This window comes from Actinophytocola sp., assembly GCF_036555685.1.
Lineage (GTDB): Bacteria > Actinomycetota > Actinomycetes > Mycobacteriales > Pseudonocardiaceae > Actinophytocola.
Map to the genome: position 1 here is coordinate 24751 of NZ_DATBKY010000024.1, position 22046 is coordinate 46796.

The following is a 22046-nucleotide window of genomic DNA, read 5'->3' on the forward strand; positions in this document are numbered from 1 at the left end:
GCGCGGGAGACCTGCTCCCGACCCCCGGCGGACGTCGCACCTCGCGTGCTCGCGCATCGGCGCTGACGCGCCGCGCACCGCTCGCTGAAATCTCGGTCACGTACGGGCTGTACCGGTTTGACCGGAAGGGGTGAACATCGGTTTACTCCTTGAGGTGAACAGTGGTTCACGGTCAGGGACAGATCGATCCCGCCGGCTCATGATCGTGCTCTGTGGTTGCGGTGTCACCGTCTCCCTGATGCACACGCTCGTGGTGCCGTTGTTGCCCGAGATCTCCCGCATGATGGGGCTTTCCCAGGACGCCGCGTCCTGGCTGCTCACCGTCACCATGCTCGCCGGCGCGGTGTGCGCGCCCGTTGCCGGGCGGCTCGGGGACATGATCGGCAAGCGGAAGGTGCTCGCCGTCGCGCTCGGGTTGATGACCGCCGGGTCGATGCTCGGCGCCATGAGCGGATCCTTCGCACTGCTGCTCGTCGCGCGGATGCTGCAGGGTGCCGCATTCGGCGTGCTGCCGCTCGGGATCAGCATCCTCAAGGACGAGCTTCCGGCCGAGCGGATCATGGCCGGCACCGCCACCATGAGCTCCACGCTCGGCGTCGGCGGCGCGATCGGGCTGCCGCTCGCGGGGGTGATCGCCCAGCTGATGAGCTGGCACGCGGTCTTCTGGGCGGCCACCGGCGCGTCGCTCGTCATGCTCGTGCTCGTCCTGGTCGTCGTGCCCGAGTCGCCGGTGCGGTCGGGCGGTCGGTTCGACGCGGTCGGCGCGGTCGGGCTCGCCACGTCGCTCGTCGCGCTGCTGCTCGCGATCTCCCAGGGCTCGCGATGGGGTTGGACGAGCGTGCCGACGCTCGGCCTGTTCGGCGGCGCCGTGGTCGTGTTCGTCCTGTGGTCGGCGCACCAGGCGCGGGTCCGCTCGCCGCTCGTGGACCTGCGGACGTCGACCCAGCCGGTCGTGCTGCTGACCAACCTCGCCACCACGCTCGTCGGCGTCGGGATGTTCGCGAGCTTCATGCTGACGCCACTGCAGCTGCAGGCCGCGACGGCCACCGGCTACGGGTTCGGCGTGTCGGTCATGGTGGCGGGCGTCTGCATGATCCCGATGGGCCTCGGGATGCTCGTCTTCTCCCCCGTCTCCGCCCGGCTGTCGGCCCGCCACGGCGCCCACATCACGCTGCTCACGGGCGCGCTGATCATGTTCTGCGGCAACGTCGGCGAGTCGCTGCTGCCCGGCGACCTCGTGGTCCTGCTGTGCGTGATGATGTCGCTCTCGATCGGCTCCGCGCTGTGCTTCTCGGCCATGCCGACACTGATCATGAACTGGGTGCCGGTGACCGAGACCGCGTCCGCGAACAGCCTGAACGCCCTCCTGCGCACGATCGGTACGAGCACCTGCGCGGCCATCGGCGGCACGTTCCTCGCCGCGTTCACCATCGACGTCGGCGGCCGGCCGGTCGCGTCGTCGACCGGGTTCGTGCTCACCTACTGGATCGCCGCGGGCGCGTCGCTCGCGGCGGCCGCGCTGGCGGTCGCGGTGACGGTCGTGGTCCGGCGCGCCGGCGGCCGGCTCGCCGAGGTGACCGAGCTCGACGGCGACACGGAAGTCGACCTCGTCGCTTAGTACGCTTGCCCGCCATGGGGACGGACCCGGCCGGCGCCGGCACGCCGGGCGCGGACCTGACGGGCGGCCTCCACACCCGGGACGCGATCCTGCGCGCGGCCCGGCGCCGCTTCGCCCAGCGCGGCTTCGCCGAGGTCGGGCTGCGCGACATCGCGTTGGACTGCGGGGTCAGCGCGGCGCTCGTGGTGAAGTACTTCGGTACCAAGGAGCACCTGTTCGCCGAGGCTGTGTCGTTCGAGGCCGAGGCGACCACGCTGCTGGACTGCCCGCTCGAGCGGCTCGGTGAGCATCTCGTCCGCACGCTGCTGGACCTGCACGACCGCGCCCACTCCGACCCGTTCCTGCGCGCGGTGCTGGCCGCGTTCCGGCCCAACGGCGCGGAGTTCGCCGCGTCGTTCCAGCGCTACTTCGCCAAGCCGCTCGCCGCGCGCCTGTCCGGCGGGGACGCCCAGCTGCGCGCGGAGCTGATCTGCGCGGAGCTGGTCGGCCTCGGCGCGGCCCGGTTGGCGATCGGGCTGCCGGCCGTATCCGCGCTGTCGGCCGAGGAGCTCGTCCAGCTCTACGGGCCGCGCCTGCAGCGCCTGGTCGATCCGGCGTGAGCGCCCGCGCGATGTTCGGCGCGGCCGTCTACGCCGTGCTGACCGACGGCGACCGGGTACTGCTCATGCGCCGCGCGGGGTCCGGCTACCACGACGGCGAGCTGAGCCTGCCGGCCGGCCACCTCGACGGCGGCGAGGACGCGCTGGCCGGCCTCGTGCGGGAGCTGCGCGAGGAGCTCACGATCGACGTCGACCCGCGGGCGTGCGCGCTCGCGACGGTCCTGCACCGCGCGCCCGAACCGCCCTACCACGTGGAGTACCTCGACCTCGTGTTCACCGTCGGCCGCTGGCGCGGCGAACCGGCGATCGGCGAGCCGGCGAAATGCAGCGAGCTGGTCTGGGCCGACCGGGACGGGCTGCCGGCGGACGTGATCCCCTACATCCGCGCCACGCTCGAGGCGGTGCGCACCGGCGAGCCGCTCGTGCTGATCGGCTGGGACGGCCGGCGGTAAAGGGCGATGCGCTCGCCGGGGCACGGTGGCGAGCGCATCGCTTCGGGCGGGAGCTGATTCGGTTTTCGGGGCTTTCGGGGCCGGCGGGCCTGACACTCGGGGTTCGGGTTGGGCGCCAGGCCCCGCCGGAGATTCTGTTGTGGGTTGCGGTTGTCAGTGGTTGTCAGTGCCGGCGCCGCTGCACGGGACGCAGCCTGCCGTCACTGTCCACCGGGCCCAGGGGGCCGCGGTGGGCCGGGGGGAACTGGTCGTAGGAGTCCTCCGGGCCGAACTGCCTGGCCGGCGGCATCCGGTCGTAGGAGTCCTCCGGACCCGGACCGCGGCGCACCGGACGGATCCGGCCGTAGCTGTCCACCGGACCGAGGTGAGCCGGGGGCATGCGGTCGTACGAGTCGGCCGGTCCGCGCTGCTGCGGACCCTCCCACGGCGCCGGGCGCACCGGGCCGCCGTCCCACCGCTGCTGGCGAAGCTGCGGGGGGTCGTAGGCCTGGTTGGTCACCGGTGGCAACCGCGTGTAGGAGTCGACCGGTGCCTGGCCGTACGCGGGCGGCAGCCGGTCGTAGGAGTCCTCCGGCCCGGGCCGGAATCCGTTCACCGGCCGCATGCGACCGGCCGAGTCCACCGGCCCCCGACCGTCCCTGTCCACCGGCGGAATCCGGTCGTACGAGTCCTCGGGGCCCCGCCGCGGGTCCACCGGCCGCATGCGGCCACTGGAGCCCGCCGGTCCCCGACCACCGCTGCCGGCCGACCGGAGCTGGTCGTTGATCGGCGGCACCGCCGGGATGCGGTCGTACGAGTCCTCCGGCCCGGGCCGACCACCGGGAACCATGCGGCCGCCGGAGGCTGCCGGCCGCATCCGGGCGTTGGACTCGGGCCCGTACCCGCCCGGCTGCGGCCCAAGGCCGCCGGGCCGTGCGGGCTGCATCCGGGCGTGCGAGGCGCCGGGTCCCATCGGGACTCCCGTACCCGCCGGCACGAGGTCGCCGCTTGCGTCGATCCGGCCGATCCGGCCGGTCGAGTCCGCCGGCCGCCCGTCCGAGTCGAACAGGTTGGGGCGCGGGTTGTTCAGGTCCGCCGACATCATCCGCGCGCTCGACGCGGACGGGTCGGCGAGGGCGGCCGCCGGGTCGACCGGTTCGCCCTGGAACGACTCCTGCGGGCGGCGCGGCTCCTTCGGGGGCAGCGAGTGGCGGCCGCTCTTCTTCCGCTCGGCGGTCGCGGCGAACCCGCGGGTGCGCTGCTGGCGGTCGCCGGTGGACACCAGCCGGTTGCCGGTGCTGGCGGGCCGCCGGTTGCGGGAGGTGGCGTTGCGCCGGGTGCCGGCGGCCGCGCGCCGGGTGCCGGCGTTGACGGACTCGCGCTCGGCGGGCCGCTCGGCCTCGGCCGGCTCCGGCAGAGCCTGGCCGGGGACCGGGTTCTGCCGCGCCACGCTCTCGGTCCACGCCATAACCGACGACGGGCAGTCGACGCCGACCACGCCCATCAGCCGGCCTTCCTTGGCGTAGCCGACGACCGTGCCGGTGCCGTCGGTCGGGCTGCCCAGCGCGACGATGTCCTTGCCCAGCTTCGGCACGCCGGCTGCCTGGATCCGCACGCCGTACTGCTCGGTCCAGAACCGCGGCATCGGCGTGAACGGCTTCGCCGCCGAGCGCCCGGCCAGCAGGTTCTCCGCCGCGGCGCGGCCCATCTCGATCGCGTTGAGCCAGTGCTCGATGCGGCGCGGCACGGTGTCGAAGCGGATGTTCGGCCACTGGGCGACGTCACCGGCGGCGACGATGTCCTCGGCGCCGACGACGTGGCAGGTCGCCTCGCACACGACCCCGTTGTCCAGCGGCAGGCCGGAGCCGCGCAGCCACGCGGTCGACGGCACGGTGCCGGTCGCCAGCATCACGCAGGCGGCGAGCATCGTGGAGCCGTCCGAGAGCTGCATCGCGATGCCGTCCTCGCGGGGAGCCCAGCGCTTGACCGAGTTGCCCAGCGCCAGGTCGACACCGTGCTCGCCGTGCATGTTGGTCAGCCACTCGCCGAGGTCCGGGCCGAGCACGTTGCCGAGCAGGTTCTTGCCCCGCTGGATCAGCGTCACCTCGCGGCCGAGATGGCGCAGGCTCGCCGCGAGCTCGCAGCCGGTGAACCCGCCGCCGACGACCGCGACCGGGCCGGTCCGGTTCTCGCTGAGCACCCGCTCGAAGTCGAGCGCGTCGGGCAGGGTGCGCATCACGCAGATCCGCGGGTCCTCGAAGGGCACGTCGTTCGCCCGGCGTGCCTCCACGCCGGTGGCGATGATCAACCCGTCGTACTTGAGCTCCTCGTCACCCGGCAGGCGCAGCGTGCGGCTGCGCGGCAGCAGGTACTGCACGGGGGTGTTCAGCCGCCACTTGGCGTTGACGTTCTGGTACGCGGGAAGCAGCAGGTCGTCCGGCCGCATGGAGCCCATCAGCAGCTGCTTGGACAGCGCCGGGCGGTGGTAGGGCGGGGTCGCCTCGTTGCCGACGATCACGACGTCGCCCTCGAAGCCCAGCTCGCGGAGCCGCTCGGCGGCCCGGAGACCGCACAAGCCGGCCCCCACCACGACGATCCGTTCGGGACGGTTCATCGGCTGCGTACCTCCTGCAACTGAATCGCTTGCATGGGGCAGGCCCGGGCGGCAGCCTGCGCTCCGGCGCGCTTGCCGTTCTCCGGATCGCGGACGTAGCGCAACCGCCCGTCCGCCAGGAGCTGGAACAGGTCAGGCGACTCCGCCTGGCAGATGCCGTAGCGCCGGCACCGCTGGTTGTCCACGCTCACCGTGACTTTCCGGCCGTTGCGGGCATGCCCGTTCGCCGACGCGCCGTTGGTCGCGCTCATCTCGGAGACCATCGGCGGCGCCGCCTTCGGCGCCGCCGAGAGGAGCCCCGCCTTGATCAACAGGCTCGGCGGGGTGATGCGCAGTGCGGTGAGGGTGATGGCCGGGGTCAGCACGGTCACGCCGGCGAGCCAGGTGACCGCGAGGTGGCCGTTGGCGATGGCGCCGAACCAGGAGTGGACGACGGTCATCGCGACGGCCGGGTACGCCAGCTGGTGGAACCGCAGCCAGCGCCGGTAGTTCACGAAGTTCTTGAGGCCCGTCGCGATCGTGATCGCGATGAAGAGCTCCAGGCCCAGGATGCCCAGCCCGTGCCGGAACCTGCCGCCGAACGGGATCATGATCCCGGCGACGTTGAGGCCCTGCTCGCGCAGGAGCAGGAAGACGATCGCGTGGGTGACGCCGGTCGCCACCGTGAGCGTCGCGAGGATCATGTGACCCGACCGGATCGCCTGGTGCCCGGTGAGGCGGCGGATCCATCCGGTCGCGGTGAAGATTCCCCAGCACAGCGTGAAGCACATCAGGACGTAGGCGGCACGGGCCGACAGTGCCGCCACCTCGCGCACGCCGATGTCGTGCTGCGGGAGGGCCAGGTTGATGACGGTCGAGGTCGCGGTCACTTGGCCGCTCCGCTCAGCGTCCGCACCCCGAGCACGGTGCCGCCCGCGACCACCAGGAAGATCACGCCGGCAACCAGCAAGGTGCTGTTGCTCAGCTGGTTCTCCGGGTAGGCCGTCGTCCGGGCCGCGGCCTCGGAGAACTCTCCGTGGTCGGCGCTGACGTAGCCGGTCGCCTCGAGCAGCGTCATGTGCCGCAGGACGATGGTGTTCGCCTGCGTGGCGAAGTCCCGGAGGGTCTTGTTGCGGGTACCCGCGCGCTCCTCGGCGACCACGTTGAACACGCTGCCGTGCGCGGCCCGCAGCCGGTCGGCGAAGGTCCTGTCGAAGTCCCGGCCCTGCTTGCTCGAGATCTCGGCGATCCAGGCCTGCTGGGAGGAGGTCGGCTTGTCCGGCAGCGGCACGCCGTACTTGTCGGCGAGCTGCTTCACGACCACGTTCAGCTTCGTGTGGTCGGCGAGCATCGTCGCTCCGGCGGTCTTGACCGCCTCCGTCGTGCCACGTTCGGTGGCGAGCTTGCCCATCGGGATTTCCCACAGGTTCGCGAACCGAATCAGCGTGAGAAATTCACGATCACGCGCTTCTAGCGTGTCGGAGTTCTGCGCCTGGGCTGCTCGCGCCTCCTGGGCCGCCTGCGGGCCGTTCTGGCTGGCGAGCGCCACTCCGGCGGCCGGGAACGCCGCACCGAGGACCACCAGCAGGCCCGCCATGACCCATCTAATTGTTCCGCGTCGCATTTTTGTGTGCCCCAAAACCCGTCAGAATTTTCTCACGTCCTGCCCGGGCAGATCTTTGGACAATTCGGTGAGTTTCTCCTTGGAATTCAGGCCGTACTCGCCGTACTCGCTCTTGGCGCCTTCCCGCAGCTCACAACCACTGAGCAGGACCGAGACCAGCAGCGCCAACGCCGCGAGCCCGACCACTCCACGGTTCCGAATCCGCATCTACGCACGTCTCCTTCAACGACAAGTACCAGGACGACCAGTTGCGTCAACGACGTTGTTGGACTACGGCTCGTCCATCGCCAACGCACCTATATACGTTGGATAACGGTTCGAACGTTCAGGTGATCCTCTTCGACTTGATGTGACAAGCGTCACATCTCGTATCTGAACCGCTCGGCTCCGCTGTCCGTAGCACTGGTGACGAGGTCTGCGTACGGTTCGGCCGCCTCGACCTGCACGAAGTGGCCTGCCTGCGGAAACGTGTGCACCCGGCCGCCGGGCACCCGCTCGCGGAACGCCGCGACCTGCCGCGGCCCGCAGATGAGATCGTGCCCGCCGCTGATCAACACGGCCGGCACGGCGAGTCCGCCGAGCATCGGCACCAACGACTCGAGGCAACCGTCGAGGGCCCGCTCGGCATGCGGGACCGTACGGGCGCGCAGGTCGTCGGGTACCTCGTTCTCGATCTCCAGCCAGCGCTCGAGCTGGTCCGGCCGGTGGAAGTAGAGGTCGTCGTACAGCAGCGGCGGGGCATCCGGGTGGCCGCGCTGGTCGAGGAGCAGCCGGGTCCCGTTCACCTCGACGAACCGCTGCGGCATGCCGACATCGTGCACTACCGCGCGGTGCGGTGATCGTGTGAGGCTTCGGGGGTGCTCGCCGAACTCCACCTCCACCTCTACGGCTGCATCCGCCCCGCCGACCTGCTGCGCCACCTGGCCGCGCGCAAGCGGATCCGCTGGGACTTCTACGAGGAGCACATGCGTGCGGCGTACGGGGTCGTGCCGCCGGTCCGGGAGGTTGTCGAGCGCTACCGGAAGGGTGACCCGGACGCCGAGGCGGAGTTCGCCGGCCTGTTCGTGTTCGGGGATGACGACGCCGGGGACTTCGACCGCTTCCAGGCCAAGTTCAACCTGCTCGGTGCCGGGTCCGCGCTGTTCGACAAGCGATCCGGGCTCGCCGACATCCGGACGGAGGTCGCCCGGTTCGCCGCGGGGATCCGCGCCGACCACGCCCGCAACGGCGTCCGCTACGCCGAGACCCGCCTGCTGCTCAGCCGGACGCTGGCCGGTCCGCGCGACCGCGCCGTGCTCGACACGCTGCTCGCCGCCTACGACGTGCCGCAGGCCGGGACCACCGAGCGGCTCGCGCTGTCGTTGAGCCGCAAGGATCCCTGGGCCGCCTGGGACCGCGTCCGCGAGCTCGCGCTCGGCCCGCACGGCGCGACCGTGACCGGGCTCGACTTCTGCTTCTTCGAGGAGGGCTTCCCGCCGAAGGACAAGGCCGGGTTCTTCGCCGCGGTCAAGGAGTTCAACGCCGCGCACCCCGACCGCGCGCTCGCGATCCTCTACCACGTCGGCGAGAGCTTCCGGGACAAGAGCCTGGAGAGCGCCGTGCGCTGGGTGCACGAGGCGGCGGAGCTCGGTGCGCACCGGCTGGGCCACGCGATCGCGCTCGGCATCGACCCCGACGTGTTCGGCACCCACACGCGCACCGAACCGGTCGCCGAGCGCCGCGACCAGATCGCCTACGACCTCGCCCACGCCGGTGGCCTGCGGGCGGCCGGCGTGACCGTCGACGAGGCCGTGCTCGAGGCCGAGCGCGCGTCGCTGCCCGCGGACGGCACGGTCACGATCGCGTACGACGCGGCACGGCTCGACGAGGTCCGTCGGCGGCAGGACTACGCGATGAGCCGCATCCGGGCGGCCGGCGTGGTCGTCGAGGTGTGCCCGACGTCGAACCGGCGTATCGGCGGCATCACCGACCCGGCGCACCACCCGGTCCACCGGTTCCTCGCGGCGGACCTGCCGGTGGTCGTGTCCTCCGACGACCCGGGCATCTTCGGCACCACCCTCGGCGACGAGCTCGACTGGGTCTGCCGGCACGCGGACGGCGGCGCGGAGCTGCGCGAGCACCTCGTCGAGACGGCGTGGCGCAGCCGCTCGGAGGTGCTGACCGGCCGGCACGCCTAGGGAGTCCAGCGCACGCCGTATGCGAGGCCCGGAGTCAGGTCCCGGAACACCAGGTGTACCTCACCCGCGGCGTCGACCGCGCGCGTCTCGCCGGACCGTGCCGTGCCGTCGCGGTCGCCGTTTATGTCGCCGTTGATGTCGCGGTCGATGTCGCGGTCGATGTCGAGGGCGGCACGCAGCAGGCGGATCCCTCGCGGTGGCCGCGCGCGGTCGAACCGCACCCGGAGGTCGAACAGGTCGCACGGCTGGTCGGGCGTGCGAACGACGTGCCGGACCCCGTAGTCCGGGAGCCGGTACTGGATCGCGAACTCGTGCTCCCCGCCGGTGGCCAGGGCGTGCGGCAGCGCCACCCGGCCGCTGCGGACGGCGGTCGCGCCGTAGAGCACGTCGGCCGCGGGGACGGGCAGGTCGACCCAGGCGAGCCCGTCGCGCCCGGCGACGATCCGGTGGAGCTCGACGACCTCGGGGCGGGCCCGGTCCAGCGCGACGATCACGCGCAGCTCGGTGGTGCGCCAGCCGGTCGCCGCGGCCGCGCCCGGCTCCCGGCGCGGCGCGGGTGGCCGGACCGTCGCGAGCTGGGCGATGTGGTCGATGGCCGCGTCGATCCGCCGCCGCGCGGTACGCGGGTCCCGGTTGAGCCGGCTGGCGGTCCACCGCACCCGGTCCTGGTAGAACGGCAACCGCGCATCGGGCGAGATCGCGAACGCCGCCAGCACCGCGATTCGCAGGTCGGCGGGCAGATCGCCGGCGAGTCCCTCCAGCCGCCGCGCGACCTTCTGCCGGATCAGCGCCGGCCCGTCGTCGTCGCTCACGTCGCAGATCGCGCGCAGCGCCGAGCCGATCCGCTCCCCGATGCGGCTCGCCAGCAGCCCGCGCCCCTTGCGCAGCGTCTTCAGCTCCGCGACCAGGTCCACCTGCGCCACCATCCAGGCCCTCCATGGCTGTCCGCGTACCCGACCCCTGCACAGGGTCGGTCTCGGCGGTGGACCACACCTGCATCGAGGCTGCATGCGCCGGCCCTCGCGTGGGCGTGGCGCGTGCCGGTCGCGCGGCCGGCCGGGCACCAGCGGCTCCATCGCCGCGATCCGGAACGCGCAGCAGACCGTCGCAAGTGGACGGAAAGGCCGCGGCGCCATGATGCGCCCGCGCACCAGCCAGACGTACGGACCCGCCGGAACACCCTCAGTCGGTGACCGTGAACCAGTCGATCTTCGAGGGCTTGAAGTCGAGCCCGTTGACAAGTCCGTTCCCGGCGAAGTCGGTCGTCAGCACCTGCCACGGCTTGGCGAGCCACTCGCGGAAGGTATCGCGCGCTTCGCACACGTCGCGCGCCCACCACCGGATCCACAAGACCTGGGAGCCCATCCCACACACCATGATGAACTCCTGCAAGCCGGCGAACTGCGCCGGGGCGGGGGGTTCGAGGATCGTGTCGGCACCGGTCCGCCGCTGGTAGGCGATGTAGCCGGGCTCGGTCCACCGGGGCATGAGAAAACCCCTTTCCCAGAACAGGTCTGAAGTGGACACGGCGCGGCTGTCCACTTTCCACCGAGTTGACGCACCTATAGTCGGCACCCACCCACGTGCGTTACAGCCGTCTGCGCCCAACCCGCGACAGGGCACCTGACGGACTTCACGGCACGATCCAGTCTGCCCGTAGGACTTGATCAGGCGTGCCAGTGGGCTCGACGGAGAATTCCTGCGCAGAATATCTCGGGCGCCGGGCGATCGGTAATTTGGGCGTTGGTCGAAATTCAGCATCAATGACCGCTCTTCGGTAACGCCGTGCTTGCCGAACCGATAAGCCTGCCGGGGCCAGCACGGTTCAGGGCCGATCCAGATCCGATGCGGGCTTCGAGTAGATCCTTGCCCTCGCACGCAGAGTCAGTCGAACCGGGAGACACGGCGAGCCAATGCGAGTCTTTGTGAACTACCGCACGGGTGATGGCGAGAGCGCCGCGCTGGCCGTTTCCCAGTTCCTGGCCGAACGACTCGGCACGGCGAACGTCTTTCACGACAGCCGAACCATCCGGCCGGGCGACTTGTTCGATCACGAGCTGCTGAGAAATGTCTGGCGTAGCGACGTGCTCGTCGCAATCGTGGGTCCGGGTTGGCTCAATGCCGGGAACAAGAAGGGGCGAGCGATCGACGACGAGGCCGACTGGACTCGCCGGGAGATAGCGGAGGCGTTCCGCCACCAGGTTCGGGTCGTTCCGCTACTGATCGACAATGCCGAGCTGCCCGGCGTCGTCGATCTGCCGGAGGCGCTCGCGGACCTGCCGCGGTGTCAGTTCGTGCGGCTCGACTTCCGAAGCCCGGACGCGGGATTGAACCGGCTGGCCCAGGTGCTGGACGTGCCGGACAACCCGGAGACACCCGCTCGCGGCCACGGCCAGCGAGGCGGAATCGGCAGTATCACCGCGAAGACAGTGACCGCGGTGACGGATGCGCGGGGACCGGTGCACATCGGCGACAGCATCGAGCTCATGCGGGATGACGGGACGCGCCGGATGCGAGACGACAGATGAGCGTGCCCGAGCTCGACACGAAGACGCCGGACGTGGAGTCCGAGGGCGAATCGATCGGCACGCAATCAGGTGGTATCGCGGACCTGCACGGCGACCGGGTCATCGGTATCACGGATCCGCGCGCGCCCGTGACGATCATGGAGCAGGTCGACTTCTACATCCAGGCGAGTCTCGGCAATGTCGATGGCGGAACCGCCACCGCACCTCGGCTGCTCCCGGCCGACATTCTCGCCGCACGCGAAGAGACATTCGTTTCCCCTCCCGGCTACGGCGATGTCGTCCGGCGTCTCAGAAATCCGGGTACGGTCGTAATCTCCGGCGCCCCGGGTTGCGGGAGAAGCACGGCAGCGCTGGTGGCGTTGCGGTACTCGGGTGATGGTTCGACCCGTTTCCGGGAACTCCCCGACGGCGGCACCGAGTATCTGCTCGACGAGCAGGCCATCGAGGAAGGCGAACGCCTGCTGCTGGACATGACCGCGGAAGCCGGCCCACTTTCCGCGCGATTCGTGGCGGACCTGCGGGCCTACCGGGCGATTGTGACCGAGCGGCGGGCCTACCTCGCGGTGGTGCTCCCGCCGCGACTGCGGCACGTGGCGGACGAGCTGGGCACCGGAGTCACGAACATCGGGCGGCCGGACGGTCCCGAGGTCTTTCGGCGGCACCTGTCCGTCCTCGGCGTCCCCACCCCGGACGGCGAGCACGCCGGCGAGGCATTGACCCGGCGCCTCGCACGCGACCCGATGGGCGAGATCGCCGCACTCGCGCAGCGGATCCGGCAGGCGCGAGACACCGCGGGCGGCGGCAGGTGGCCGGACTGGCTCGACGCCGCCATGCACCCCGACGCCGAGCTCGACACCGTGGCCAGGTTCGTGCGGGAGAACCGCGACGGACGGGTTCGGGCCCTGGTTCTCGCCGCCGCCATGTTCGAGAATGCCGCCCCGGACGCGGTCGCCGCCGCGGCGACGACGCTTTTGGACGTGCTGAACTATCCGGCCCCGGAAGCACACCGCCTGGATCTGCCCGATCTCGCCGAAGCGCTTGCCGAGGTGAAGGCGTCGATACAGGAACGAAGCGTGCAGTTCGGCACCGTGACCTACGGGCAGGCCGTCCGAACGCACTTCTGGCGCACCTTTCCCGACCTGCGCTTCAAGCTACGCCGATGGATCGACGTTTCCGCCCGGTCGCGCGACCTCCCTGCGACCGAGCGTGTCGAGGTGCTCCTGCGGTACACCGACCAGTGCCTGCGCACCGATCACCCGGAAGATCTGTGCGACCTGGTGAACGAGTGGTCCAGGCGTCCCGACACGAGTGTGGACCAGCTACTCGCCACCGGACCGGCGCTCACGCGAGGTCTGCTCGACGAACGGCACGGCGCGCGGTTCCGCAGGCGTGTCTACGACTGGTCGCACGACAGAAGGTTGCCGCCGAGTCTGGCGACCTTGTTGATCGGGCTCTGTGACAAGGTCATCGCACCGTATCAACCGGGGCAGGCACTGGTGCGGCTGCGTCACCTCGCACACCACCCGGACGAGAACGTCGTGCGGGAGGCCCGTACGACGCTCGCGAAGCTGGCCGTGGCCGGGGAGTTCGCCCGACGCATGTTGACCCGGGTGCATTCGGACCTCGTCGGCGAACGGCCCCGCACGATCGACTTCGACCTGTTCACCGACGTGGCGGTCCCGGCTCGGCTGACCGGCTCCGCACCGAGCAGCTACCCGCGGCTGACCGAGCCGGACGTGGCCGCGCAGGTCGCGGAATGCTGGGCCTCGTGGATGGACAACCAGCCCCACCATCGGTTCGCCGAGGCCGTACGGCCGTGGCTCGCCGGTGCGGTCGGTCGAACCTCGCTGCTCGACGTCCTGGCTGAGGCGACCCACGACCGGCCACGGCGGCGAGCAGCTCTCTACGCCGCGGCCCGGGACTGGGTCGCGCAAGCGCCCACACCGGCCGAGCGCCGCGTCCGCCAAGGCGTGGCCGTGCTTCTCCAGCGGAGCTCGCGGCCGAGCTCCCACCCCACCGAACCGCGTACCGAGGACGGAGTCACCGACCCATGCTGAGCGACAAGGTCTTCCTGGCCCTCACCACGACGGCGGCCGTGGTGTTCACCGTCCTGACCACGCTCGCCGGCTGGCAATGGTGGGTCGGCCTGCTGGTGAGCGCGCCCGTCGTCGCCGGTGGACTGTTCATCAAGCGTCTGTTGGAGGGCGACCGGCACTACGAACCCGCGCAACCGCTCCCCCAGGCGCCGCCACCGCCGCCGCCTCCGCAGCCCGCGAGCACGCGGATCCAGGGCTTGGCCCTGCCCAGCAAGGACCGCGACTACCGCTTCCTGTTGCACGCGACCGTGTTGTGGCTACCGTCGGCGTCCGCCACGGCCGGCGCGCAGCTCTCCCGTCAGGACCACCAGGTGGCCATCGACGCGATTCGGGAACGAGCGACCAGGCAGACCCAGGACCTGTCCGCGAGCGACCTCGATCTCGTCGGCCCGCGTATCGCGACCGAGCTGTCCTACCCCCTGGTGGACCGTAGCGGCGAGTTCGAGGTGTGGGCCCAGGATGTCGTGCTCACGCTTCCGGACCTCGATCTGGAGCGGCTGCGCGAGCTGGCCAGGCTCCGCAAGAACGCCGAACTGTGGGAAGCCCAGCGCCTCGAGCAACGGAACCTACGGGAGTACCTGCACGACGACGTGTTCACCAGCACCGGCAGCGCGGTGGTGTGGTGGCTTTCGCGCGATGTGACGAAGGTCGAGGAAACCGTCGCCTTGATCGGGAAGCTTGCCCAGCTGACGGCGACCGCGAACAACCGCGAGGTCGACGCGCTGTTCCGCCCGTTCGTGGACGGACCCGTCGTCCCGCACGCCGAGGTGGTGGCGCCCGCGTCGATCAGCCTCAACGGTGGTGGGCTGGAACCTGTTCGCCGGCTGATGGCCCAGACGCTCCCGGACAGCACCGAACCGGAACGGGCTCTCATGGCCGACCAGCTCGCCACCCTTGTCGCGAACCTGGGTGCCGACGAGCTCGCGCGGGAGATCCGGCTGGCGTTCAACGCACCGAGCTTCGCCGAGGTGGACACCGAGCCGGAGCCGGTGACGGCGGACCAGGCGGCGGAGTTCGACTTCGGTACGGATCCGGCGAGCCGTGCGGAACCGGATCCGATGCCGGACGCGGCCGATCCCGATACCGCCGACGGACCCCAGACCGACCAGCGGGGCTGGTAACCGTTCCCTTGCCGGAACTCAGGTCTTCGTGACGTCGTACACGAGGTGGGTCACGCGGTCGCCGCGGACGATCTGGGCCGGGTTGTCCAGCATGATCGGCTCGGGGAGGGAGCCGGTCGCGAAGAACGGGCGGCCCGAGCCGAACACGACCGGGACGATGTTGACGACGATCTGGTCGATGAGGCCGAGCCGCAGTGCCTGGCCCCCGATCTGGCCGGCGGCCACGTCGACGATGCGGTCGCCGGCGTACTCCTTCGCGGCGGCGATGGCCTCCTCGACGCCGCCCACGAAGGTGAACGGCGCGGAGTCCGCGAACTCCCAGTCGGTCGGTGGCTGGTGAGTGACCACGAAGACATGCTCGCCGGCGGCGGGTACGCCGTCCCAGCCGTTGGTCATGTCGAACACCCGGCGGCCGATGACCACGGCGGCGATGCCCTTGTATTGGGCGCGCATGAAGTCGGCCGACGCCCGCGTGGTTCTGGACTCGTCGGGGCTGCCCTCGAAGGACCAGCTCACGTCCCCGTTGCCCAGCCAGTCGAAGAGTGGTCCGACGCCGTCGTTGTCGTCGGCCATGAAGCCGTCCAGGGAGAGAACGGCTCCCATGATCGTCTTTGCCACGTGACGCTCCTCGGGTTGTGCCGCCTCAGTCAGCCGGCGGCGGTGATGCCGTCGGCATGCCCGGCCGGCCACTGGACCAGCTCGATCCGGTTCCCGTCCGGATCGGTGAGCCACGACGTGCGAAGGCCGTCCGGGTCGTCCGGCGACGTCGGCTCCTCGGCCTCGACGCCCTGAGCCGCGAGCTCGGCGATGGTGGTGCGCATCGACTCCACCTTGATGACGAAGTGGTTGAGCCCGGCGCCCACGTGCTCCCGGCCGGGATCGTGGACGAGCTCGATGGACACGAACTCGTCGCCCGGGAGTTGCAGCATGGTCAGGCTCCCGAAGGAGGTCTCCGGAACCGTGCCGATCACCCGGTAGCCCACGGCCGTGTAGAAGGCCAGCGACTTCTCGAGATCGGCCACCCGGAGCCCGAAGTGCAGCGTCCGCATCGCTCGCCTCCCCACCGCGATATCGAGCCGAACGATATTTGCGCAGCCGATTCGTCCGCAAGGTCCGGTTGCCGGCGGCGGATTCGTACGGTGCCGTCAGCGCCGCCGGCCGGGCAGGCGCCACCGCCGGGGCCTGGCTGAACCGCCGGTCGGCACGACCGTGCCCGGGCCGTCGAGCGCGCGGGCCAGCAACTTGTCCACCGGCACGCCGCGGATCGACGCGTCCAGCACCTGCACGGTGTGCGCCACGGGCATCCGCTTGCCCAGCCGCGCCAGCGTGGTCGCGACCTGCATCCAGCAGCCCGGGTTCGCCGTGACCATCAGCTGCGCGCCGGTGGCGAGCACCGCGTTCGCCTTGCGCTCGCCGAGCTCGCGGGCCGGTTCCGGGTGCAGCAGGTTGTACGTTCCCGCGCTGCCGCAACAGATCTCGGCCTCGCGGAGCTCCCGCAGCTCGACATCGGGGATGCCGCGCAGCAGCCGCCGCGGCTGGGCGCGCACGCCCTGCGCGTGCCCGAGGTGGCAGGCGTCCTGGTAGGCGACCGTCATCGCCAACGGGTGCCGTGGCGCGACCGGACCCAGCTCGTCGAGCAGCTCGCTGACGTCCCGCGCCTTCGCCGACAACGCGCGGGCGCGCGCGGCCCACGCCGGCTCGTCGCGCAGCTGGTGCGCGAAGTCCTTGAGGTTGGACCCGCATCCGGCCGCGTTCACCACCACGTTGTCGACACCGGCCGCCTCGAACGTCGCGATCACCCGCTTCGCGAACGCCAGCGCCTCGGGCTCGCGGCCGGCGTGCGCGGACAGCGCCCCGCAGCAGCTCTGCCGCCGCGGCACGACCACCTCGCAGCCCTCGGCGGCGAGCACCCGCACGGTCGCCGCGTTGACATCGGGGAAGAACGTGCCCTGCACGCAGCCGGTCAGCAGCCCCACCGTGCGGCGCTTGGTGCCGACGGCCGGCGTGCGCTCGGGCAGCTTGTCCACGTGCCCGAGCTTCGGCGCGAGGGATTCCATGGCCTGCAACGGCTCCGGCAGCCGGCGGAGCAACCCGCTGCGCGCGAGCAGCCGGCCGAGCCCGCTCGCCTGGTAGGCCCGCAGCGGGCCCCGCAGCACTCGAAGCCGCCGCGGGTACGGGAACAGGCCGTAGATCGCCTTGCGCAGCAACCGTTCCCGCCGCGGCCGCGCCACCCGCCGGTCCAGCTGGGCGCGGGTGGCCTCGATCAGCTTGTCGTACTGCACGCCCGACGGGCAGGCGGTCACGCACGCCATGCAGCCGAGGCACTGGTCGAGGTGCCGCACGCTGCTGGCGTCGAAGGCGTCGCCCTGCAGCCCGCCCTTCATGATGTCGATGCGGCCGCGGGGGCTGTCCATCTCCTCGCCCCACAGCACGTAGGTCGGGCACGTGGGCAGGCAGAATCCACAGTGGACGCAGTCACCGAGCAGGTCGGCGTCGGGCGGGTGGTGCGAGTCGAAGGCGCTGCCGGGCGGCGGGCCGCTGCCCGGCATCCCGAGCCCGACGGTGGCCGCGGCGGCGCTGGCCGCGATCGGCCCGCCCTGGCCGATGTCGACCGGCCTGCGGGCACCCACCGCCTCGGCGGCCGCCTGGTCGGTCGCCCGGCTCGCGCCCTCGGGCAGCCGCTCGGCGTCGGTACTCATCTAGAGCCCTCCCAACAGCCGGCCGGGCGAGAGCCGCCGGCCGGGGTCGAACTGGTCCTTCACCCGCGTCATCAGCCCGAACGAGTCGGGCGTCGGCCCCCAGTGGTCGATGCCCGACCGCACGTCGTCCGGGGCGGCGATGACGACGGCCGACCCGTCGTGGGGTGCGATCGCCGCGCGCAGCGCCGCCAGGTCCTCGCCCGGGTCACCGTCCGTGGGCACCGACATGTACGCCACCCCCGTGCACGCCGACGCCGTGCCGGACGAGCCGGCCGGCAGCGCGGAAAGCACCTGCGGCAGCGCCGCGGGCACATAGGCGATCCGCAGCACCATCTCCCCGGTGGGCCGCGAACCGAACCAGGACGGCGGCCCCGCCACGCTCTCGCCGCCGCCGAGCAGCTCGATCGCCGCGGCCGACTGCGCGTCGACGGACGCCTGGATGTTCTCGAACAGCAGGACCAGCTCGCCGGCCGAGCCGTCCCAGCGCAGCTCGACGGCGGTCGGCGTCAGCGTCGACCGCGCCACCCGGATCGCAAGCCGGCCGGCCGATGCCGCGTCGGGGACCGGGACGACGACCGCGCCGGCCGCGGCCGGGAGCGGGTGCAGCCGCCAGGTGGTCGACACCACGACGCCGAGCGCGCCGTGCGCGCCGGTGTAGAGCTTGCCCAGGTCGTAGCCGGCCACGTTCTTCACGACCTTGCCGCCCGAACGCGCCGTGGTGCCGTCGGCGAGCACGACCGTCACGCCGATGAGCAGGTCGCGCGCGGTGCCGTAGCGCAGCCGGCGCGGGCCGGACGCGTTCGCGCTGACGATTCCCCCGAGCGTCGCGCCGGGCTCGGGCGGGTCGAGCGCGAGCATCTGGTTGTGTTCGGCCAGCTGTCCCTGCAACGTCGCCAGCGCCACGCCGGCTTCCGCGACCACGACGAGGTCACCGGGCACGTGCTCGACCACCCGGTTCAGCGCGGTCGTGCGCAGCAGCAGGTCGCACGACGCCGGCAGCGCGGCCCAGCCGGTCTTGGTGCCCGCGCCGACGGGCACGACGGTGCCGGTGGTGGCGCGGAGGACCTCGGCGACCTCACCGGCCGAGGACGGCGTGACCTCGTTACCGGGGACGACGCCGGCGAGCACGGTGTTCTCGGAGTGCACGGCGGCCACGTCAGAACACCTCGCCCAGCGCGGGGTCGGGCGCCGACTCCACGGTGCGCACACCCGGCCGCTCACCGCACAGCCGCGGCGTCGGGAAGAGCTTGCCCGGGTTCGCGAGCCCCACCGGGTCGAACGCGCAGCGCACGAGCTGCATCGTGTCGAGGTCCTCGGCGGTGAACTGGCTGGCCATCTTGGACTTCTTCTCGAGGCCGACGCCGTGCTCGCCGGTGATCGACCCGCCCGCCTCGATGCACAGGTCGAGGATCGCGAAGCCGAGCTCCTCCGCGGCCTTCGGTGCGCCGGGCACGGCGTCGTCGAAGAGGATCAGCGGGTGGAGGTTGCCGTCGCCGGCGTGAAAGACGTTGGCCACGCGCAGGTTCGCCGCGTCGGCGAGCTCGCTCATCGCGCCGAGGATCTCCGGCAGCCGGGTGCGCGGGATGACGCCGTCCTGGACGTAGTAGGAGGGGCTGATGCGCCCGACCGCGGCGAAGGCGGACTTGCGGCCCCGCCACATCAGCGCGCGGTCCTCCGCGTCGGCGGCGATGCGGGTCTCGAAGGCGTGCCGGCCGCGGGCGAGCGTCTCCACGTGCTTGAAGAGCTCGTCGACCTCGACCTGCGGGCCGTCGAGCTCGATCACGAGCACGGCCTCGGCGCCCTCGGGGTAGTTGCACTGGACGGCGGCCTCGGCCGCCTCGATCGCGAGCGCGTCCATCATCTCGATGGCCGCGGGCACGATGCCGGCCGCGATGATGTCGCTGACCGTGCCGGCCGCGTCCGCGACCGAGTGGAAGCCGACCAGCATGGTCTGCACGGACTCGGGCACGCGGATCAGCCGGACGGTCACCTGGGTGACCACGCCGAGCGTGCCCTCGCTGCCGACGAAGGCGCCGAGCAGGTCGAGGCCCGGGCGCTCCGGCGCCGGGCCGCCGAGGTGCACCACCTCACCGTCGGCGAGCACCACCTCGGCACCCATCACGTGGTTGACGGTGAAGCCGTACTTCAGGCAATGCGCGCCGCCCGAGTTCTCCGCCACGTTCCCGCCGATGCTGCACACCTGCTGCGATGACGGGTCGGGCGCGTAGGCCTGGTCGTACGGGGCCGCCTCGCGGGTCACCCAGAGGTTGATCACACCCGGCTCGACCACCATCCGGGCGTTGTCCGGGTCGACGTCGACGATGTTGCGCAGCCGCGACAGCACGATGAGCACGCCGTCGGAGACCGGCACCGCGCCACCGGAGAGCCCCGTGCCCGAACCCCGTGCCACGAACGGGATCCCGGCCTCGGCACACAGCCGCACGGCCGCCACGACGTCGTCGCGGTGCTCGGCGAGGACCACGGCTCCGGGGCGGACGCGGAAGGCTTCGAGCCCGTCGCACTCGTAGGTCCGCAACTGTGCGGGGTCGGTGAGCACCTTCGCCGCGCCGATCCTGGCACGCAGCCGGTCGGCCAGCTCGAGGGTCCGCGGCGACGCCTGCTCCCGCTCGGCGGTCTGCTGGTCGGTCATGGCACCTCCTACAGCTCGTTGTCGAGCATGACAGCGACCGGCCGGAGATGTCGAACGCACGGCGCGGCCGGGCGGTCGTCCCGTTGGGACGGCCGCCCGGCCGGCCCGCGACTCACTTGCGCCAGATCACCGCGTGGGGCACCAACCCGTCCGGCGTCGTCGGGTTCGAGCCCGCGATCACGCCCAGTTCGTTGATGTCGTTTGCGGCTGCCGCCGGCGTCAACCCGGGCAGGATGGTCGTGCGGCCGCGTTCCCACACGAAGGCGCCGTCGCTGCTGGTGCCGACCACCTGCGTGCGGCTGTTGATGCCGGTGGGCTGGGTGAACGAGAAGATGGGCTCGCCGGGCGGCGCCGGCAGGTCGATGAACCTGCCGTGCTGCCACACGAAACCCGCGGTCGACCCGCCGAAGACCAAGCCGGTGACCGTGCCGGGCCGGTTGACTGCCGTGGCCTGGGTCGGCTCGGCGCTCAGCTGCGTCTCGTCGCCCCGGAACCACCGGACGGCGACCTGGTTGAGGCTGCCGGCGGCGCCCACGACCTGGCCGCGGTCGTTGACGTCACTCGCGAAGCTGACCTCGTCGCTGAGCGAGGTCGGCACGCCGCGCTGCCACGACGTCGCGTGCATCACGCCCTCCGGCGCCGCGCTCCACCCGACGACCTGACCGCGGTCGCTTACGGCGAAGGCAGCGCTCGAACCGCCCGGCGAGGTGGCGAGATCCGTGCGGACTCCGTGGCGCCAGAGCACCGCCTGGATGCCCGTCTCGGTCGGCCGGAACCCGGAGACCTCATCGAGGTTGTTGACGTCGGTCGGCGTGAAGGCGCCGAGGTCGGTGGTCCGGCCGTCCCGCCACAGGAACGCCCCGCCGTCGGCGCGGGTGCCGACCACGTGCCCGCGGTCGTTGATCGCCACGGCGACGCTGTCGTCGCCGATGCCGAGGTCGACCAACCGGTACGTCGGTGGCGCCGCGTTCGCCGCGGCCGGTAACACGAGCGGAATCACGACGGCGGCCGCGACCCCGGACGCGATCCGTCTGAATTTGATGCTGAACATGACGCACTCCCAATTCCCCGCGGCGTGCCCGCCGCTTTCCCGTAAAGGTGTTGTGAAGACGCGGTATGGCGCGGCGGGTTGGGCACCGCGGCGAACGTTGTCCGGCGGCACACGATCGGCTACTCGAGGTCACCGCGATTGGTCCTCGTTCCGGGCGCGGAAACGGACCTTATCGATCGGTGGGCCGGGATGTGAGAGTTGGCGCAAAGAACCGCCACACAAGGGAGATCCCGATGCGCCGCATCATCAACTCGACCTATGTCAGCCTGGACGGGGTCGTGCAGAACCCGCAGAACTGGCCGTCGCTCGGCAGCTTCTCCGCCGAGGGCGACGCGATTCAGAACGAGCTGCTGCAGTCCTGCGACGCGGTGGTGATGGGCCGGCACACGTACGACGGATTCGCGCCGGTGTGGTCGGCCCGTTCCGGCGACGCGTTCAGCGACCGGATCAACGCCATGCCGAAATACGTGGCGTCCAGAACGCTGCGCGATCCGCAGTGGGCCAACACGACCGTGTTCGCCGAGGACGCGGTCAAGCGCATCGCCGCGCTCAAGGAACAACCGGGCGGCGACATCGTCCAGTACGGCTTCGGCGAGCTGTCGTACGCGCTGATGGCCGAGGGCCTGGTCGACGAGTTGCGCCTGTGGGTGCACCCGTTCTTCGTCGGCGAGGCCACCACGGACGACCTGCTGTTCCGCCCGGGCCGGCCGGCGCTGTTCGACCTGGCCGACTCGTCCGTCCTCGAGTCGGGCGTCATCGTCGTCCGCTACACGGCCCGCCGTTAGGACCGGGCACGGCGGGTACCCCGAACGTGGGAAAGGGCCCGCGCGGGGTCGCCGCCGGGGGTCGTGAGTACCGG

21 protein-coding genes are annotated in these 22046 nt (G+C 71.5%); 8 read left to right on the top strand and 13 right to left on the bottom strand.

Annotated features, from left to right (window positions below; all coding sequences use genetic code 11):
* The first annotated feature begins 199 nt into the window (after window positions 1–199).
* Genes VH969_RS02460 through VH969_RS02470 form a run of 3 tightly spaced genes read left to right on the top strand, consistent with a single transcriptional unit; the run spans window position 200 to window position 2669 of the window.
* Window positions 200–1618, top strand: coding sequence for an MFS transporter (locus VH969_RS02460; protein ID WP_331969624.1), 1419 nt, complete (start codon window positions 200–202; stop codon window positions 1616–1618).
* Between the two features lie 14 nt (window positions 1619–1632).
* Entirely contained in the window at window positions 1633–2217 is a 585-nt protein-coding gene (locus tag VH969_RS02465) for a TetR/AcrR family transcriptional regulator (protein WP_331969627.1), read from the top strand.
* Window positions 2214–2669: an NUDIX hydrolase gene (locus VH969_RS02470; RefSeq protein WP_331969630.1), complete on the top strand. Its 456-nt coding sequence runs from the start codon at window positions 2214–2216 to the stop codon at window positions 2667–2669. The genes VH969_RS02465 and VH969_RS02470 overlap by 4 nt, the downstream gene beginning before the upstream one ends.
* Before the next feature lie 163 nt (window positions 2670–2832).
* Here the strand turns inward: VH969_RS02470 and VH969_RS02475 are convergent, their stop codons facing one another.
* From VH969_RS02475 to VH969_RS02495, 5 genes are all read right to left on the bottom strand, one after another.
* A complete protein-coding gene (locus VH969_RS02475) occupies window positions 2833–5262 on the bottom strand; it encodes an NAD(P)/FAD-dependent oxidoreductase (RefSeq protein ID WP_331969633.1) in 2430 nt (809 codons plus the stop codon).
* Entirely contained in the window at window positions 5259–6131 is an 873-nt protein-coding gene (locus VH969_RS02480; protein ID WP_331969636.1) for a ferredoxin, read from the bottom strand. The genes VH969_RS02475 and VH969_RS02480 overlap by 4 nt, the downstream gene beginning before the upstream one ends.
* Window positions 6128–6838 (bottom strand): DUF4142 domain-containing protein, encoded by a 711-nt coding sequence (locus VH969_RS02485; protein ID WP_331969639.1) that lies wholly within the window; start codon window positions 6836–6838, stop codon window positions 6128–6130. Before VH969_RS02485 ends, VH969_RS02480 begins: the two co-directional genes overlap by 4 nt.
* A gap of 48 nt (window positions 6839–6886) precedes the next feature.
* Window positions 6887–7072: a hypothetical protein gene (locus VH969_RS02490; RefSeq protein WP_331969642.1), complete on the bottom strand. Its 186-nt coding sequence runs from the start codon at window positions 7070–7072 to the stop codon at window positions 6887–6889.
* 152 nt (window positions 7073–7224) lie between these two features.
* Window positions 7225–7671, bottom strand: coding sequence for an alpha/beta fold hydrolase (locus VH969_RS02495; protein ID WP_331969645.1), 447 nt, complete (start codon window positions 7669–7671; stop codon window positions 7225–7227).
* A gap of 51 nt (window positions 7672–7722) precedes the next feature.
* Here VH969_RS02495 and VH969_RS02500 point away from each other — a divergent pair, with 51 nt between their 5' ends.
* The gene (locus tag VH969_RS02500; RefSeq protein WP_331969648.1) at window positions 7723–9042 is read left to right on the top strand and encodes a hypothetical protein; all 1320 of its coding nucleotides are present in this window, start codon (window positions 7723–7725) and stop codon (window positions 9040–9042) included.
* Here VH969_RS02500 and VH969_RS02505 read toward each other — a convergent pair.
* Complete coding sequence (locus VH969_RS02505) at window positions 9039–9968, bottom strand: hypothetical protein (protein WP_331969651.1); 930 nt, start codon at window positions 9966–9968, stop codon at window positions 9039–9041. The genes VH969_RS02500 and VH969_RS02505 overlap by 4 nt on opposite strands.
* Before the next feature lie 256 nt (window positions 9969–10224).
* Complete coding sequence (locus tag VH969_RS02510; protein ID WP_331969654.1) at window positions 10225–10569, bottom strand: hypothetical protein; 345 nt, start codon at window positions 10567–10569, stop codon at window positions 10225–10227.
* A gap of 398 nt (window positions 10570–10967) precedes the next feature.
* On the opposite strand from VH969_RS02510, the gene VH969_RS02515 reads away from it, so the two are divergent.
* The 3 genes from VH969_RS02515 to VH969_RS02525 are packed head-to-tail and all read left to right on the top strand — an operon-like array spanning window position 10968 to window position 14787.
* Entirely contained in the window at window positions 10968–11570 is a 603-nt protein-coding gene (locus VH969_RS02515; RefSeq protein WP_331969657.1) for a toll/interleukin-1 receptor domain-containing protein, read from the top strand.
* Complete coding sequence (locus VH969_RS02520) at window positions 11567–13627, top strand: hypothetical protein (protein WP_331969660.1); 2061 nt, start codon at window positions 11567–11569, stop codon at window positions 13625–13627. Before VH969_RS02515 ends, VH969_RS02520 begins: the two co-directional genes overlap by 4 nt.
* On the top strand, window positions 13621–14787 hold the full coding sequence (locus VH969_RS02525; protein ID WP_331969663.1) for a hypothetical protein: 1167 nt from the start codon (window positions 13621–13623) through the stop codon (window positions 14785–14787). The genes VH969_RS02520 and VH969_RS02525 overlap by 7 nt, the downstream gene beginning before the upstream one ends.
* 18 nt (window positions 14788–14805) lie before the next feature.
* On the opposite strand, the gene VH969_RS02530 is transcribed toward VH969_RS02525, so the two are convergent.
* The 6 genes from VH969_RS02530 to VH969_RS02555 form a co-directional block, all read right to left on the bottom strand.
* On the bottom strand, window positions 14806–15405 hold the full coding sequence (locus tag VH969_RS02530; protein WP_331969666.1) for a dihydrofolate reductase family protein: 600 nt from the start codon (window positions 15403–15405) through the stop codon (window positions 14806–14808).
* 29 nt (window positions 15406–15434) lie between these two features.
* Window positions 15435–15836 (bottom strand): VOC family protein, encoded by a 402-nt coding sequence (locus VH969_RS02535; RefSeq protein ID WP_331969669.1) that lies wholly within the window; start codon window positions 15834–15836, stop codon window positions 15435–15437.
* Between the two features lie 96 nt (window positions 15837–15932).
* Window positions 15933–17336: a (Fe-S)-binding protein gene (locus tag VH969_RS02540; RefSeq protein ID WP_414638415.1), complete on the bottom strand. Its 1404-nt coding sequence runs from the start codon at window positions 17334–17336 to the stop codon at window positions 15933–15935.
* Window positions 17337–17486: 150 nt separating this feature from the next.
* Window positions 17487–18641 (bottom strand): FAD-binding oxidoreductase, encoded by a 1155-nt coding sequence (locus tag VH969_RS02545; RefSeq protein WP_331969675.1) that lies wholly within the window; start codon window positions 18639–18641, stop codon window positions 17487–17489.
* A 1-nt stretch (window position 18642) separates the two neighbouring features.
* Window positions 18643–20136, bottom strand: coding sequence for an FAD-linked oxidase C-terminal domain-containing protein (locus VH969_RS02550; protein ID WP_331969678.1), 1494 nt, complete (start codon window positions 20134–20136; stop codon window positions 18643–18645).
* Between the two features lie 112 nt (window positions 20137–20248).
* Window positions 20249–21187 carry a hypothetical protein gene (locus VH969_RS02555; RefSeq protein ID WP_331969681.1) on the bottom strand — a complete coding sequence of 313 codons (939 nt, stop codon included), beginning with the start codon at window positions 21185–21187 and terminating at the stop codon, window positions 20249–20251.
* A gap of 233 nt (window positions 21188–21420) precedes the next feature.
* On the opposite strand from VH969_RS02555, the gene VH969_RS02560 reads away from it, so the two are divergent.
* Window positions 21421–21972, top strand: coding sequence for a dihydrofolate reductase family protein (locus VH969_RS02560; protein ID WP_331969684.1), 552 nt, complete (start codon window positions 21421–21423; stop codon window positions 21970–21972).
* Window positions 21973–22046: the final 74 nt, after the last annotated feature.